Raw genomic sequence first — 15,532 nt, 5'->3', positions numbered from 1 at the left:
CGGACCTCGCTCTCCCAGACTTCATGCGCCGGGCTGCGCTGCGGATGTCAATCGCTCAGGCGGCGGAGGTGTGCGTTGAACCTCAGAGTTTCTTTCAGCAAGGATTACTACGCCGGCGCACTGATGGTCGTGATCGGCGTGAGCGCCGCGTATGCCGGCATGTCCTATGACGTGGGATCGCTGACGAGCATGGGGGCGGGTTTCTTTCCCGTCGCCGTGGGCGCGCTTCTGGCTGTCGTCGGCATTCTGATCGCGCTCTCGGCGAAGGATCTGCCCAAACCCGCTTCGAACACGGCCGATGCGCATGCGCGGCTGCCCGACCTGCGTGGCGCCGTGTGCATCATCACGGGCACGCTCGCGTTCATCCTGTTCGGCAAGTACGGCGGCCTGATTCCCGCCACCTTCGCGATCGTCTTCATATCCGCGCTCGGAGACCGAACCAATACCGTGTTTCGGGCAGCCGCGTTGTCGATCGTCATGTGCGCGATCGCCCTCGTTGTCTTCTCATGGGCGCTAAAACTTCAGCTGGCGCCATTTGCCTGGGGATAGTGAGCAACATGATCGAACAATCCTTGCACGACCTCTTTTACGGCTTCTCGGTTGTGCTTCAGGGCACCAACCTGATGTGGTCGTTCTTCGGCGTCCTCGTGGGCAACATGGTGGGCGTGTTGCCGGGCATGGGCGCGCTGTCGGCCATCTCCATCCTGTTGCCGCTCACCTATGTCATGCATCCTGTACCGGCGATCCTGATGCTCGCCGGTATTTTCTACGGCTCGCAATACGGCGGCGCGATCGGCGCCATCCTGCTCAATCTGCCTTCTCACCCGCCGCATGCGATCACCTGCCTCGACGGGTATCCCATGGCGAAGGCCGGCAGAGGCGGCGCGGCGCTCGGCATCACGATGCTGAGTTCGTTCTTCGCGGCGTCGACCGGCATCATCCTGATGATCTTTGCCTCTCCGTTGCTCACGGCAATGGCCTTCAAGTTCGGCCCCTCGGAGATCTTCTCCGTCATGCTGCTGGGTCTGCTCGCCGGCTCGACGATGTCGCGAGGCTCGGCGCTCAAGGGCGTCGCCATGACGCTGTTCGGCCTGCTTTGCGGCATGGCCGGCACCGATGTCAATACGGGCACGTTCCGCTTCACGTTTGGCCTGACCGACATGAACGACGGGCTCGAACTGGTCGCGATCGCCATGGGGCTGTTTGGCGTGGCCGACTTCCTGTGCAACGTCAACAGAATGCAGGTGTCGAGCAAGTCGCTCAGCGTGCGCTTCAAGGACATGCGGCCCACGCGCGAGGAACTCAAAGCCACCTTCTGGCCCATGACGCGAGGAACGGCCGTGGGCGCGCTGTTCGGCGCCATGCCGGGAACCGGCCCGACGATCACCACGTTCGTGGCCTATGCGCTCGAGCGCAAGCTCTCGAAGAATCCCCAGGCGTTCGGCACGGGCGTGATTGCCGGCGTCGCGGCACCCGAAGCGTCGTCGCACTCGAAAACGCAGGTCGATTTCATTCCGACGATGAGCCTCGGCATACCCGGCGATCCGGTGATGGCGCTGATCCTCGGCGCGCTCATCATTCAGGGCATCACACCTGGCCCCCAGTTGATCTCCGAGCACCCCGATATCTTCTGGGGCCTCATTGCGAGCTTCTGGATCGGCAATATTCTTCTCGTGCTGCTCAACGTGCCGATGATCGGCGTGTGGGTCAAATTGCTCAGACTGCCTTATCGGTATCTCTTTCCCTCTGCGATGTTCTTTATTGCCGTTGGCGTGTTCAGCACCCAGAACAGCCTGTTCGAGGTCTGGCAAGTGCTGGCGTTCGGCTTGATCGGCACCGTGTTCAACTACCTTGGCTTTTCAGTCGCGCCGATTCTGCTTGGCTTCGTGCTCGGACCGATGATCGAAGAGAACTTTCGCCGCGCGCTGCTCATTTCGCACGGGAATATGTCGATTTTCGTCGAGCGGCCCATCAGCTGCGGATTCCTCATCGCATCGCTGCTGCTCGTCGTGATGGTCACGTTGTCGGCACAACGAAACCGCCGCCGCGCAAACAAGACGGAACGCGTGCGCCAGGGTGGAACGCGCACCGAAATGCCTCGGGCAAGCAGCGATTAAACGGGGCAAGATGAACGCCGCCCGGCTGCAAGCTGCCCGGGCGGCGTTGTCATTTTAGTGAGCGTAAAACCCCTCGATATTCTGTTGTAAGCAGACCATAGCATCGGTCATGTGCGACCACGTGTTTGCCTCAACGCTAGTACAATACGGGTTACTACCTAACTGAAAACCCGGTTGCACGTGAATACGCCCTCCTCGCCCGTTCGCACTTCCCCCGATACCTTCCAACGCATTCAACGCCAGATCGCCGCTGCCGCACGCTGGATGCTCGAACTGCACGACGACATCAGCGATCTGAAAGCGGCCGTCAATCGTCGCTCCGTTCAGTCCTGACCTCGGCTCGGCCGCCGCACTCGCGCGATACGCGACCGGTAATCCGCCGACCCAATGAAAAGCCCGCCAGGACATCACATCCGGCGGGCTCGGCAGCAACGACAGCCAACGATCGACTTCAATTCGCGCTGATATGGCTCGCGCTGACGACCTTTTGCCATTTCGCCGATTCCGTGGCGATCCTGGCCTGGAGTTGGGCAGGCGTGTCGCCTACCGGGTCCATCCCGAGCACGGCCAGGTGCTGGCGCGTGTCGGGCTGCGCGAGCACCTTCACGGTGTCCTGCTGAATCTTGTTGATGACGTTCGCCGGCGTGCCGGCCGGCGCCACGAGTGCGAACCAGCCGGTCACATTGAAACCGGGCAATCCGGCCTCGCTCACGGTCGGAATATTGGGCCACGCGGCTGAACGGTGATCGCCGGTCACGGCGAGCACCTTGATCGTCTTGCCCTTCATGAAGGGCATGGCCGCGGCGATGTTGGGCAACACGACCTGCACGCGGTCCGCCATCAGATCGTTCAGCGCAAGCACCTCGCCCTTATAGGGCACGTGAACCATCGGAATGCCCGCCGCGCCCGAGAACGCTTCGTCGGCCATGTGAACCTGACTGCCGATGCCGGCCGAACCGAAATTCAGCTTCGGATGCTGCGTCTTCCCGTACGCGATCAGCTCTTTGACATTCGAAATGGGCAGCGAGGGCGCGACGGCAACGACCATCGGATTGCTCGCCACCGTCGTGATATAGCTGAAGTCCTTGCCCGTGTACGGGAGCTTCTTGTAGATGTACTGATTGACGGTGAACATGCTCCCCGACGCCAGCATCAATGTGTAGCCGTCAGGCGCAGACTTCGCTTCGACTTGAGCGGCGATCATGCCGCCCGCGCCTGGGCGATTGTCGATCACCACGGACTGCTTCCAAAGCGTCCCCAATCCCTGGCCGATCGTGCGGGCCAGCACATCGGTCGAGCCGCCGGCAGAGAAAGGAACGATGATGCGGATCGGCTGGGACGGCCACGCGTCTTCAGCATGGGCGGCCGACTGCGCCTGCAGGACAGCGGTAAATGCGGCAGCGAGCACGAGCCCGCGCCGAAGCGTGCGAACGATATTGGGGGGCATTGCGTTGTCTCCGTTTGAAATAGTGTGGATCGGCCGTGGCCCGATTCAAGGTGGACAGCGAAGCAGTTTCCGGAAATGCGCTTGCCACGCGGCACCCCTCATTGCGCCATCTGCTCGCAAAGAATCGTTTCTCCCGGCCGTACCCGGCTAAATGTCACTGGCTCCTGTTTGATCTCGACCTCTCCTCCACTTTTGCGAATCGTCGTGTAAGCGGACTTCTCCAGATCGCCGGCTTCCGCATAGTCCTCACGGAAATGCGCGCCCCGCGAATTCTCGCGGGACAGGGCCGCCTCGGTGATGATCTGGCTGACCGCAATCAGATTCTTCAGGTTCAGCCAGTCGTGCCACTGCGCGTTGAATGCGCGGTCGCCATCCACGACGCCGGTGAGCATCAACTGCTCATGAAGTTCGCCCAGGACCTTGCGTGCCCGCAGGAGCCCGTCGCGATCGCGAATGATGCCGACATCCGTCCACATGCATTCGTAGAGCGCTTCCCGAATGCTCTCGAGGCCTTTTCCATTCCTGGAGAAGGGAACTTCTGCCTCCCTGATGGCGCCTTCGATGGCAAGCGCATCGGGTTCGCGATACTCACCTTGCGCCTTGACCCACTTCGCCATGTTGTCGCCTGCGATGCCGCCGAACACCGTGGAATTCGCCACGCCGTTGCCACCCAGCCGGTTCGCGCCGTGTACGCCGCCCGTGTCCTCTCCCGCGGCGAAGAGGCCGCTCAGTTCGGTGCTGCAGTCGGTATCGAACGTCACGCCGCCCATCATGTAGTGCGCGGTCGGCACCACTTCGACGAGCCCGCCCGCGAGATCGAACCCGCAGTCCGCGCAGCGTTCCACCATGCCCTTGAACTGCTTGCGGACCTTGTCCGGGCCCAGGTGGCTCATCTGGATGTACACGCCGCCATTGGGCGAGGTCCGTCCCGCGCGCATTTCCGCATAGATGCCGCGCGAAACGATGTCGCGCGTGGCGCGTTCGCCGCGCTTGTCATAGCGATCCATGAACCGCGCTTTCGCGCCGTTCAGCAAGTGCCCGCCTGCACCGCGCAGTCCTTCTTCGAGCACCGTTCCGGTCATCCGCGTGTGACTGCCGGCAAGCAGACCCGTAGGATGGAACTGCACCATTTCCATATCACGCAGCGTGAGGCCCGCGCGCAGCGCCATCGCGAGGCCGTCGCAGCTCTTGTCCCCCGACGGCGTATGGAACTTGTACATCGTCGGGCCGCCGCCCGTGGCGAGCAGCACCGCCCTCGCCTGCACGAAGACGAACCGGCCCGTGCGCATGTCGATCATCAACACGCCCGCGACATGCTTGCCATCGGGCGTCTTGATCAGCTCGATGGCCCGGTGCTCCTCCAGCCGATGGATGCCGCGGCTCCACACCTGCTCGGCCAGGCGGTTGATGATCTCGATGCCGGTCAGGTCGCCCTTGTGGACCGTTCTGTCGAACGTCTGACCCGCGAACGCTTTCTGGTGAATCGACCCGTCCGGGTTACGGTCGAAAAAGCAGCCGAGTTCGTTTTCGAGTTCACGCACACGCTCGACTGCCGTGCTCACCAGCGCCCAGGCGAGGTCCTGGTTGGACAACCATTTGCTGCCCTCGATCGTGTCCATGAAGTGACGCTCGACCGAATCGCCGGGCGCCAGCGCGACGTTGTAGCCGCCCTGCACCATGCGCGTGCAGCCGCATTTCCCGAGCAGCCCCTTCACGGCAACCGTGATCGAGAGATCCGGTGCCTGCTTGTGCGCGTGCAGCGCGGCAAAGAGACCGGCGCCGCCCGAGCCGAGAATCAGGATATCCGTCTTGACGCGCTCGATATTCATTTTGTCGGTACTCCCAGGCTCTCGAGAACTTCGGCGCGTCGCGAGGCGGTGTCGCCCTTGACTTCGTCGTACAGGCTGCCGCCGTGGCTGTCCATGGCGACCAGCAGCGGACCGAAGCCTTTGATCCTGAACTTCCAGAGCGACTCCGGATTGAGGTCATCGAGATCGACAGCTTCGATCTTCTCGATCCATGTCGTTTCGAGCGCCGCCGTGCCGCCGATGATGGCCAGGTAGACGCCGCCCAGATCCTGGAACGCCGCCTTCGATCCTTCGCGCAAGCCCCCTTTTCCAACGATCATGCGCACGCCGTACTGCTCCATCAGCGGGCGTGTGAAGCGTTCCATGCGGTCCGACGTGGTCGTGCCGATACAGACCGGCTGATACCCCGCCGGGAATTCGCTGCTTGGCGCGACCTTGCGCACGTTGGGCGCCGTGTGAATGACCGCGTGCCCGCGCAGGTCGAATTCCGTCGTGCGCCCCTTGTCGAACAGATGGATCTGCGTGGCATCGCGGATGCCGAACAGTGTGTGGTGCAAGGTCACCGTATCGTTCACGCGCAGCTTGCGGATCTGCGACTCGTCGACGGGCGTATGGAGGTCGTAGTGAGCCATGTCAGAACCCGTAAGTGAGACCGCTTGTGGTAAGCAGCGCCTTCGCGCGCCGCGCCGAATGACATTGCATGTTGACCGCAATGGGATTCATCGTGATGTGCGTCGACGCCAGTTCGATATGCACCGCAAACGCCGTGCTGTCGCCCCCCAGACCCTGCGGCCCGACACCGAGACGGTTCACCGCCTGCGTCAGTTCGCGTTCGAGCGCGGCGCCCTCGGGGTCGGCGCATGTGGTGCCCAGCGCGCGCGTCGCGGCACGCTTGGCGAGCGCGATGGACAGATCGGACGTGCCGCCGAGTCCCACGCCCACGATCGTCGGCGGACACGTCTTGCCGCCTGCCGAAATCACACAGTCGACGACGAACATCTTGATCGCATCGATACCCTCGGCAGGCACGGCCATCTTCAGGAAGGAATTGTTCTCCGAGCCGCTGCCCTTCGGCACCATCTCGATGGTTGCGGTCTCGTCCTCGTCCGTGAAGTCGACATGAATGACGGGCACCTCGATGCCGCACGACGTGTGATTGTTCTTGCGCGTGAGCGGATGCACGACCGACGAGCGCAGCGGGTGCTCTCTCGTGGCGCGCTCGCACCCTTTGCGAATCGCCGCCTTCAATGCGAAGCCGTCGAACTCGACATTGCGGCCAAGCGCGACGTTGTAAATCGGGATGCCCGTGTCCTGGCAAAGCAGGTTCTCCGTATCTTCCGCGACACGGATATTGGTGCGCATCGTTTCGAGCACCCGCTGCGCGACCGGCGACGTTTCGCTGGCGGAAAGTCGTTCAATGCCGTCTTTCACGTCGGGCGGGAGCAACTTGAGGGCGCGGATATACAGTTCCTTCGAGGCTTCCTCGACGACGTCGAGATCGAGTTTCATGGCCGTCTCTTCCGGATTGGTAACAAGGTTGTGGGGCTGTCGCGCAGCGTGGAATTCCCGCTATAGGGGGCTAATGCACGAGCGCGAGCAGGAAAGCCAGGCCCGTACACGTGCTTGCCCCCAAACCGAAGGCGAGCCAGTTCTTTCTCAAGCCGGTCCACGGCAGAAATTCGATCAGCAAGAGGCGTATCCCCCCCATCATGTGGAGCGAGAGCAGAACCACGAGTCCCCATTCGCCAAACTTGAAAAGCGGCTGGTCGGTCACACGAAGAAAGCCGTCGAGCGAAGCCTCTCCCGTAATGGCGTGGCCGAGCGCCCAGAAGTGAACCGGCAGGAACAGGGCCAGCGCCAGACCGGAAAGACGATGCACGAGAAAGGCCCACCAGGCAGGATGCGTGCGGGCGCGATAGTCGTTCTTTCGCATCACGATACGACTCCATAAACGGCGCGCAAACCCATCAGCGCGAGGCCAGCGGAACATGCGAAGCAGGCGACCTGGGCGGGCTTTCCGCGCCAGTGCAGCCACTCTTCTGCCACTCTGAGCAGACCGATAGGCACATGGATCGCACACGCGATCACGAACACCGTATAGAAGGCGCCAAACAGCAGATTTCCGCGCGTGCGGCCGAGAATGGCCGATGCGCTCAAGCCACTGTGGACGGCGTAGATGATCACGCCGAGATGAACGAACACGCAGAGCGCGAGCACCGTCGCACTCATGCGCTGCCAGTACCAAAGACGAGCCTGAGTGCGAAGAGAGAGGCCTTGCATCAGAGGTCTCCTTCGCGCGCGGCCTTCATCGTCATCCGCTTGAGGCCGGCAATGCCCGCTGTCGGCGAGAGATGCTTGGGGCAACGCTCCGTGCACGTGGCCTGGGTATGACACGAGTGACACCCCGCGTCGCCGGCTACGGCGCGCAGACGTTCGAGCGTTTGCGTGTCGCGTTCGTCATTGACGAGCGTCCACGCACGGTTCAGCGCGGCGGGCCCCAGATAATCCGGGCGCCATGTCACGACATCGCAGGACGAATAGCACACGCCGCAACCGATGCACTCGATCCCGGCGTCCGCCGCCTTGCGTTGCGCGCTCTCGGGACTCACTCTCGCGAAATCGTCGTGGCGCGAGCGGCTTCCCGAAAACTGCCCCTTGGCCCGGCTCCACTTGTCGAAGAAGTCGCTCATGTCGGTCACGAGGTCCTTGATGACCGGCAGGTTGGAGAGCGGCGCGATCTCCAGTTCGTCGTTCACCGCGACTTTCGACACGTGCGTGCGGCAGGTCCAGCGCGCCTTGCCATTGACGTTCATCGCGCAGGACCCGCACATGCCCACGCGGCACGCGAACCGGTATGCAAGATCGGGCTGCAGTTGCCGCTGAATGAACGTGACGACGTCCAGTACCGTTTGACTTTCGTAACGCGGGACGTCGTACGTGACGAGCCCCCGCGTAGCACTTCTCCAGACTCTGACTCGAAGTTTGTCGGTATTCACGATGCCTCTCGAATAGCTGCTGACGCAGTACGATTGAACGGGTTTCGCCCACCGATTGTTCAGCAATTCTTCATCAAGAAAAATCGAATAATTCTGGCGTTCAGCTAAAGGTTTCCTATGCCTCGCGGCGCACGCGCCGCAGCTTCAGCACGGTGGCCATTTGCGCGTTGTCGCGCTCCTTTTCGAGTCCGGACACCACGAGCGTGGCAACGGCGTTGCCGATCATGTTGGTGACGGCGCGCACTTCGGAAATGAAACGGTCCACGCCGAGAATGAGGGCCGCGCCTTCGATGGGAATCTGCTTGAATGCCGTAAGCGTGGCGAGCAGCGTGACGAATCCCGCGCCCGATACGCCGGCCGCGCCCTTCGAGCTGATCATCGAGAGGACCATCAGCCCGATCTGATCGCCCCACGACAGCGGAACGTTATAGGCCTGCGCGATGAACATCGCGCAGATCACCTGCGCCACGCAGGTCCCGTCGAGGTTGAACGAGTAGCCCATCGGCATCACGATACCGACAACCTGTTTCGGGCACCCCATGCCTTCGAGCTTGCGGATCAACTGCGGGAACACCGATTCGGACGACGTCGTGGCGAGCACGAGCAGAATCTCTCCCTTCAAATAATTGACCAGCCGAAGCAGGCTGAAACCGCTCATCCGGCAGATGGTGCCGAGCACGACCACGAGGAAAAAGATCGTTGCCACATAGATCGTGATGAGCAGCATGCCGAGCGAATTCAACGCCGACAGTCCGTATTTCCCGACCGCGAAGCCCATCGCCCCCAGCGCGCCGAGCGGTGCGAGCTTCATGATGAAGCCGACGATCCTGAAGAGCACCGCCGACACGGCGTCGAAGAACGTCAGGACCGGCTGACCCTTCTCGCCGACATAGGACAAGCCCACCGCGAACAAGCAAGCGATCACGACGATCTGCAGCATGTCGCCCGAAGCAAACGGACTCAGGAAACTCGAAGGAATGATGTTGAGGAAAAAGCCCGTCAGGCCGCCGCCGTGATGCACCTCCGTCTGATATTGCGCCAGCACGTGCACATCGGCGGTGCCTGGCTGGATATTCATGCCGACGCCCGGCCCGATCAGGTTCACCATCAGCATGCCGATCAGCAGGGCCAGCGTGGTCACCACCTCGAAATAAATAATGGTCTTGCCCGCGATCCGGCCCAGCGTGCGCATTTCGCCGATCTGCGAGGCGCCGCATACGATCGTGGTGAAGATCAACGGCGGCGTGATCATCTTGATCAGCCGGATGAACGCATCCGATAACGGCTTCAGGGACTGGGCAAACGTCGGGAAGAAGTGTCCGAGGGCGATCCCGATCAGGATGGCAATCAGGACCTGGACGTAAATATGCCTGCAAAAACGACGCAACATGGTGTCTCCTTGATCTCGCCTCACGCCGCGTGCACGCGACGTTGGCGAGAAAGATGCCGGGCCGCGCAGACCCGGCACTCTGACCAGTTGTGGCAACAACCTGGAGATCGCCTCTGCCGGGCGAATAATTCCAGGCCGTCTCATGCATTCAATCTTGATTGCGGCTTTTACCAGCGCTTCGTCTTGATGTTGTGAACGTGAGCGTGCTCGCCCGCCTTGATCGGCGCCACGACCTTGCCGATATCCACGCCGTACTTGTAGACGGTGTCGCCCACGGCCATGTCCTTGAGCGCGACCTTGTGACCGATCGGAATGTCCTGCTGGGCGACGATCGCGACGACCTTGTCGTCATCCATGATCCAGGCGTTCAATGCCAGGCCCGCCTTGATGCCCTCGACCACGGCAACGCCAACCGTGTCTTCGCGCTCATGCAATACCGCGTGAATCATCGTCTACTCCTTGTTCAAGTGGAATCGGGTGTGAACCGGCATAGCCAGGCCAGTGACCTAGCCGAATAAAGCCGGTACGGAACGAATGATCAAATTGACTGCCGCGACGATAAGAACGATCCAGAGCAGCGTGAGGACGCGTGGCGCCGAAATGGCGCTGCGCAGCCTCGCGCCCGCGAACAATCCCACCGCGCCGCAAGGCAACAGAAAGCTCGCGAGCGGAAGGACAGCCGGGTTTCGATAGAGTCCGCAAACGGAGAAGAGAACGAGCCGGGCGACTGCCGTGGCGGTAATGAGTGTGCTGATCGTGGCGCGCCGCTGGTCGGGGTCGCGCAGACGGCCGGCCAGATAAATCGTGTAGACCGGGCCGCCGGTACCGAATACGGCCGTCAGGCATCCGCCGAAGAAACCCAGTGGCAGGGCCCAGCGTCCGCCAATCTCGCGAAATTCGCCGCGGGATGTGACCTTCCAGAGCGAGTAGGTCAACAGGCACACGCCAAGAATGAGTTCGAGCGGCTTTTCCGGCACGGAAACCAGTACGCTCACGCCCAGCAGAAGCCCGATGCACAGCCATGGCCCGAGCCGTTTGAGTTCCTCGGTCTGAACAAACTGAAGGTTGCGCATGCCCACGAGCAGCCCGGCGACGAGATCCAGCACCAGCATCACGGGTGTCGCCGTGCGCAGGGGCACCAGTTGCGTGAGCAACGGGATGGCAACGATCGACGAACCAAAACCCGTGAGCCCGTACACCAGATACGCAATCGCCACGACACCGCCTGCCACTGCGATCGAACTGACACCGATTCCGATGGCGCCAGCGGCGCTTTGCGCATTCAACCAGGCTGTCATTGATGAAGGGTCCCGGAGCGACGTTCAGTGTTGTGGGGTATGCGGGGGATGCATTGACTGCACCGCTCCAGAAATTTTGGCCGCGATGCTGCGTCCATTGTCGCCTGCGGCTTGCTAAAGATAAACGCAGTAATGGTTTTCCTGAGACCAGGAAATACTTTAGGTTGCGTAAAATTTCGGGGATCGAAGCGTGCATGTCTTCTCCGCGAAACGCGAGCAATGCCATCCATTCGCACCCTCAAAATCTTTCTCTCCGTCGCGCGATGCGGCACCTTTGCCGCCGCCGGCAACAAGGTCGGCCTCACCGCTGCCGCCATCGGCCTGCAGATTCGCGCGCTCGAAAGCGATCTCAATGTTCAGCTTTTTGACCGCAACGCCCGCGCCGCCGTGCTGAATCCCGTTGGCCGCGCTCTCATTCCCGAGATCGAGGAAATCGTTCGCCGCTACGAGCTTCTCGAGGTCGCCGCCGGCGGCGACGAAATGTCGGGAACGGTCGTGATCGGCGCACTCGTCTCCGCGCTGATGGGCGCGTTCGCCGATGCCTTGTGGTCAATACGTCAACACCATCCCCGCCTCGATGTGCATCTGCTCGCCGGCATGTCCAGCGATTTTGCGCACCAGGTCGAAATCGGCGAACTCGATGCGGCGGTCGTCACGCAGTCTCCACACCCTCTCGCGTCCACACTCCTTTGGACACCTCTGTATTCGGAGCCGATGATTCTCATCATGCCGACGGCCCCGCACTTCGATTTGCCGCCGCAGCAGGACGACATCCTCCGCGTTGCACCGTTCATGCGCTTCGACCGCAGCACATGGACCGGACACCTCGTGCAGAATGTGCTCGATCAATGCAAGGTCGAAGTCAACGAAGCGATGGAACTGAACTCCGTCGAGGCGATCGTCGCACTAGTGCGTCAGGGCTTCGGCATCTCGATCGTTCCTGAACTCGCCAACGTCGATTTCGCCAACGATCGCGCGATCCGCGTCATGTCGCTCGACGGCGTCGACGTGCGGCGCCACGTGGGTTTGCTCGAACGCGCGAGGCACAGCCGTACGGCATTCACCGACGCGATCAAGAGTTACTTCACGGCAACCTGATCCATCTCGCGATCGCCGCACGTGCTCACGCCGCCAACGCGCGCAACTGATTGAGCAGCGCGTCGGGAATCTCGATGCCATCGCGCGCAGCGATGTCGGCGAGCCCGGCCCGCCGTTGCCCCGGCAACCGGACATCGGCGTCCTGCAGCATCACTTCGATCAACGCCTCGACGCGCGACAGATAGGCGGCATTGCCCGCCAGCGCGCCCGGATCGATCGCCCAGAACAGGTGGCCCACGCGCGACTTCGCGCCTTCCTCAGTCAGGAACGAGCCCGCCTCGTAGCCGAAGTTCGCTCCGGCCAGCGCGGCGGCAAGCAGTTCGACCATGAGCGCGAGCATCGCCCCTTTCGCCCCGCCGAACGGCAGCATCATGCCTTCCAGCGCGGCCTTCGCATCGGTGGTCGGCCGGCCGTCGCGCGAGGTCGCCCAGCCCTCGGGAATCGGCTTGCCTTCGCGGGCGGCCACCATGATCTTGCCGCGCGCGACATTGGACAACGACAGGTCGATCATCAACGGCTTGCCGTCGCGGCGCGGAAACACGGCCGCCACGGGATTGGTGCCGAACACGGCGTGCTGCCCGCCCCATGCCGGCATCGCAGCGGGCGTGTTGCTGAACGCAAGTCCCACCATGCCGGCCGCGCCGACCGGCTCCAGATGCCAGGCGCCCGCGCCGAGGTGGTGGCTGCGCGTCACGCTCGCGACCGCGCTGCCGTGCTCCCGCGCGCGCTTCACGAGCGTTTCGACGGCCAGTTCGCAAGCCGGAAACGCCATGCCGTCCGCGGCATCGATCAACACGGCGGCATTGCGCGATTCGACGACCGACGGGCTGGCCTTCGCATCGACACGGCCGTTGCGCAACTGCGCGACATACATCGGCAAACGCGCGACGCCGTGCGAAGACAGGCCGCGTTCGTCGGCGTAGACGAGCGCGCGCGCGGTGGCCTCTGCCGTGCGCGGCGTGGCACCCGCGGCAAGCAGCGTGCGCGTGGCAAGGTCGTGAAGATCACCGGACGAGATCCGCGTCATATCAGAGTTCCTTCGTTTTCGTTGAGTCATGCTCGCCCGCGAGCAACGCATCCGTCACGCGCGACGCGACCAGCGTGCTGACGCGCTCGTTCGACTGCACGGTCAAGCCCGCGATATGCGGCGTGAGGATCAGGTTGGGCACGCCCGCAAGCGGCGAACCTGCCTTGAGCGGTTCGTCGGCGAACACATCGAGCGCGGCGCCGCCGAGGCGGCCTTGCGTCAGCGCTTCGGCCAGCGCGCTTTCGTCTATCACGCCGCCGCGCGACGTATTGATCAGGACTGCATGGGGTTTGAGCATCTGCAGTTGCGCCGGGCCGAGCAGATTGTGCGTGCTCTCGACGAGCGGCACGTGAACGGTCACGACGTCGGCGGCGCACAGCGCGTCGTCGAACGACATGCCTCGCGTGCCCGTCTCCTGCCAGCAGGCCGCATCCGCCGGAATCTGCGGGTCGAAGCCCACGACCTGCATGCCGATGCCGCGCGCCAGCTGCGCGACGAGCCGCCCGATGCCGCCAAAGCCGATCACGGCCATCGTGCCGCCCGCCGCTTCGCGCCCGTTCGAGAGCGCGGTGCGCGGCCACTGCCCCTGCGCGACGGCCGCGCTCGACAGGTACGCGCCGCGCAGCAGCATCAGCGACGTGGCGATCACATACTCGGCCACGGCTGCCGCGTTCGCGCCCGTTGCTGGAAACACCTGCACGCCGCGTTCCCTGCATGCGCCGAGCGCGATATTGTCGAGCCCGACGCCGAGCCGCCCGACCACCGACAGGCGCGGCGCGTCGTCGAGCAGCGCGGCGGTGACCTGGGTGCGGTTGCGCACGATCAGCGCATCGGCGTCCGCCAGCAGACTGCGCAGCCGCTCGGGTTCGTCGACGAGCGACGCTTGTGCGTGCACATCGAAATGACGCCGCAGCGAAGCCACCGCCGACGCATCCATGAACTCGCTGATGACGACTTTCTTGCGATCGGTTTTCAATGTGAGCGTTCCTGTGCGTAAGCGGGTCGCTTTCTTTCGTTGACGCTCTCGACCGGTTCGGATTCCGTATCGATAACGCCATGAGCGGCGCGCGGCGCGGCCAGTACCTTGCGCGCTGCTTCCGCGTCGAACACACCCTCCCAGCGTGCGACCACGATCGTCGCCACCGCGTTGCCGATCATGTTGACGATCGCGCGAATCTCATTGAGAACGCGATCGATGCCGATGATCAGCGTGATGCCGGCAACCGGAATGATGTTGTGGGTGGAGAGCGTGGCCGTGAGCGCCACCAGCGCCGCGCCCGCAACACCCGCGCCGCCCTTCGACGTCAGCAGCAGAATGGCGAGCAGGCCGAGTTGTTGCAGCAGTGACAGATGCGTGTTGGTGGCCTGGGCGATGAACAGCGACGTCATCGTGAGATAGATGGCCGCGCCGTCGAGATTGAACGAATAGCCCGTTGGCAGCACGAGACCGACGACGGGCTTCGGGCAGCCGAGGCGCTCGAGTTTGTCCATCAGGCGCGGCAGTACCGATTCCGTGGTCGAGGTGCCAAGCACGATCAGCAGTTCCTCGCGCAGATAGTTGAGCAGCGGCCAAAGGCCGACGCCGGCCCAACGGCAGATCGTGCCGAGCACCAGGGCGATGAACAGGATGCTGGTGAGATAGAAACAGACGATCAGCAGACCGAGTTGCTGGAGCGTGCCGATGCCATACTTGCCCACCGTGAACGCCATCGCACCGAACGCACCGAGCGGCGCGAGTCGCATGATCATCTCGACGATGCGCATGAGCGCCTCGCCGCTCTGCTCGATCACGCGCGCAAGGAAACGGCTGCGGCGCGACATGATCGACAACGCCACGCCGAACAGCACCGAGAACAGCAGCACCTGCAACAGGTTGCCGTGCGCGAACGCGCCGACCACCGAGTTCGGCACGATCTCTTCGAGGATGCTTTGCGACGCCGCGGCATGCGCTTCGCTGACGTAGTGGCTCACGGCCTGCGGGTCGAGCGTAGCCGGGTCGATGTTGAGTCCTTCGCCCGGATGCAGCACGTTCGCCACCACCAGACCGATGACCAGCGCGAGTGTCGTCACCGCTTCGAAATAGACGATCGTCTTGACGCCCACTCGCCCGACATGTTTGAGGTTTTCCATCCGTGCGATGCCGAGCGACACGGTGCAGAAAATGACCAGCGTAATGAGCATCTTGATCAGGCGAATGAACGTATCGCCCAATGGTTTCATTTCGACGCCGAAGTGCGGCCAGCAATAGCCGACGAGAATACCGGCCGCAAGTCCGATCAGGACCTGGGCATAGAGATGTCTGAGCACGCGCAAGGTGGTGTCTCCTCCACTCGCTGCTGCCTGGTGATACA

Annotated in this window: 17 protein-coding genes; 4 read left to right on the top strand and 13 right to left on the bottom strand. The window is 62.7% G+C overall.

The features are described from left to right. The first annotated feature begins 123 nt into the window (after positions 1-123). From AB4Y35_RS04650 to AB4Y35_RS04640, 3 genes are all read left to right on the top strand, one after another. Entirely contained in the window at positions 124-549 is a 426-nt protein-coding gene (locus AB4Y35_RS04650; RefSeq protein WP_368703851.1) for a tripartite tricarboxylate transporter TctB family protein, read from the top strand. An 8-nt stretch (positions 550-557) separates the two neighbouring features. Continuing rightward, complete coding sequence (locus AB4Y35_RS04645; RefSeq protein ID WP_368703504.1) at positions 558-2,117, top strand: tripartite tricarboxylate transporter permease; 1,560 nt, start codon at positions 558-560, stop codon at positions 2,115-2,117. Positions 2,118-2,297: 180 nt separating this feature from the next. After that, positions 2,298-2,450 carry a hypothetical protein gene (locus tag AB4Y35_RS04640; protein ID WP_368703503.1) on the top strand — a complete coding sequence of 51 codons (153 nt, stop codon included), beginning with the start codon at positions 2,298-2,300 and terminating at the stop codon, positions 2,448-2,450. Positions 2,451-2,568: 118 nt separating this feature from the next. On the opposite strand, the gene AB4Y35_RS04635 is transcribed toward AB4Y35_RS04640, so the two are convergent. The 10 genes from AB4Y35_RS04635 to AB4Y35_RS04590 all read right to left on the bottom strand — a co-directional run bounded on the left by AB4Y35_RS04635 (position 2,569) and on the right by AB4Y35_RS04590 (position 11,056). After that, positions 2,569-3,564 (bottom strand): Bug family tripartite tricarboxylate transporter substrate binding protein, encoded by a 996-nt coding sequence (locus tag AB4Y35_RS04635; RefSeq protein WP_368703502.1) that lies wholly within the window; start codon positions 3,562-3,564, stop codon positions 2,569-2,571. Positions 3,565-3,662: 98 nt separating this feature from the next. Beyond that, on the bottom strand, positions 3,663-5,393 hold the full coding sequence (locus tag AB4Y35_RS04630; RefSeq protein WP_368703501.1) for an L-aspartate oxidase: 1,731 nt from the start codon (positions 5,391-5,393) through the stop codon (positions 3,663-3,665). Beyond that, a complete protein-coding gene (locus AB4Y35_RS04625; protein ID WP_368703500.1) occupies positions 5,390-6,004 on the bottom strand; it encodes a fumarate hydratase C-terminal domain-containing protein in 615 nt (204 codons plus the stop codon). The genes AB4Y35_RS04630 and AB4Y35_RS04625 overlap by 4 nt, the downstream gene beginning before the upstream one ends. Position 6,005: 1 nt before the next feature. Continuing rightward, on the bottom strand, positions 6,006-6,881 hold the full coding sequence (locus tag AB4Y35_RS04620; protein WP_368703499.1) for a fumarate hydratase: 876 nt from the start codon (positions 6,879-6,881) through the stop codon (positions 6,006-6,008). Positions 6,882-6,951: 70 nt separating this feature from the next. Then, positions 6,952-7,305 (bottom strand): succinate dehydrogenase, cytochrome b556 subunit, encoded by a 354-nt coding sequence (gene sdhC, locus AB4Y35_RS04615; RefSeq protein ID WP_254355405.1) that lies wholly within the window; start codon positions 7,303-7,305, stop codon positions 6,952-6,954. After that, on the bottom strand, positions 7,305-7,652 hold the full coding sequence (locus tag AB4Y35_RS04610) for a succinate dehydrogenase (RefSeq protein ID WP_368703498.1): 348 nt from the start codon (positions 7,650-7,652) through the stop codon (positions 7,305-7,307). The genes sdhC and AB4Y35_RS04610 overlap by 1 nt, the downstream gene beginning before the upstream one ends. After that, complete coding sequence (locus AB4Y35_RS04605; protein WP_324149179.1) at positions 7,652-8,368, bottom strand: succinate dehydrogenase/fumarate reductase iron-sulfur subunit; 717 nt, start codon at positions 8,366-8,368, stop codon at positions 7,652-7,654. The genes AB4Y35_RS04610 and AB4Y35_RS04605 overlap by 1 nt, the downstream gene beginning before the upstream one ends. A 115-nt stretch (positions 8,369-8,483) precedes the next feature. Further along, positions 8,484-9,758, bottom strand: a complete 1,275-nt coding sequence (gene dctA / locus AB4Y35_RS04600; RefSeq protein ID WP_368703497.1) for a C4-dicarboxylate transporter DctA — start codon at positions 9,756-9,758, stop codon at positions 8,484-8,486. Between the two features lie 167 nt (positions 9,759-9,925). After that, entirely contained in the window at positions 9,926-10,207 is a 282-nt protein-coding gene (locus tag AB4Y35_RS04595; protein WP_133180037.1) for a UxaA family hydrolase, read from the bottom strand. Positions 10,208-10,264: 57 nt separating this feature from the next. Continuing rightward, positions 10,265-11,056: a sulfite exporter TauE/SafE family protein gene (locus tag AB4Y35_RS04590; protein WP_368703496.1), complete on the bottom strand. Its 792-nt coding sequence runs from the start codon at positions 11,054-11,056 to the stop codon at positions 10,265-10,267. 219 nt (positions 11,057-11,275) lie between these two features. Between AB4Y35_RS04590 and AB4Y35_RS04585 the strand changes: the two genes are divergently transcribed. Further along, the gene (locus AB4Y35_RS04585) at positions 11,276-12,154 is read left to right on the top strand and encodes a LysR family transcriptional regulator (RefSeq protein ID WP_368703495.1); all 879 of its coding nucleotides are present in this window, start codon (positions 11,276-11,278) and stop codon (positions 12,152-12,154) included. 25 nt (positions 12,155-12,179) lie between these two features. On the opposite strand, the gene AB4Y35_RS04580 is transcribed toward AB4Y35_RS04585, so the two are convergent. The 3 genes from AB4Y35_RS04580 to dctA (AB4Y35_RS04570) are packed head-to-tail and all read right to left on the bottom strand — an operon-like array spanning position 12,180 to position 15,488. Then, positions 12,180-13,181, bottom strand: a complete 1,002-nt coding sequence (locus AB4Y35_RS04580; protein ID WP_368703494.1) for an Ldh family oxidoreductase — start codon at positions 13,179-13,181, stop codon at positions 12,180-12,182. 1 nt (position 13,182) lies between these two features. Then, positions 13,183-14,157 (bottom strand): hydroxyacid dehydrogenase, encoded by a 975-nt coding sequence (locus AB4Y35_RS04575; protein WP_368703493.1) that lies wholly within the window; start codon positions 14,155-14,157, stop codon positions 13,183-13,185. Further along, positions 14,154-15,488 (bottom strand): C4-dicarboxylate transporter DctA, encoded by a 1,335-nt coding sequence (dctA, locus tag AB4Y35_RS04570; protein ID WP_368703850.1) that lies wholly within the window; start codon positions 15,486-15,488, stop codon positions 14,154-14,156. The genes AB4Y35_RS04575 and dctA (AB4Y35_RS04570) overlap by 4 nt, the downstream gene beginning before the upstream one ends. Between the last annotated feature and the right edge of the window lie 44 nt (positions 15,489-15,532).

The sequence above is a fragment of the Paraburkholderia sp. EG286A genome, from assembly GCF_040965375.1.
Lineage (GTDB): Bacteria > Pseudomonadota > Gammaproteobacteria > Burkholderiales > Burkholderiaceae > Paraburkholderia.
The sequence above is the reverse complement of the archived record's forward strand: the minus strand, read 5'-3'. Positions and strand labels throughout refer to the sequence as shown.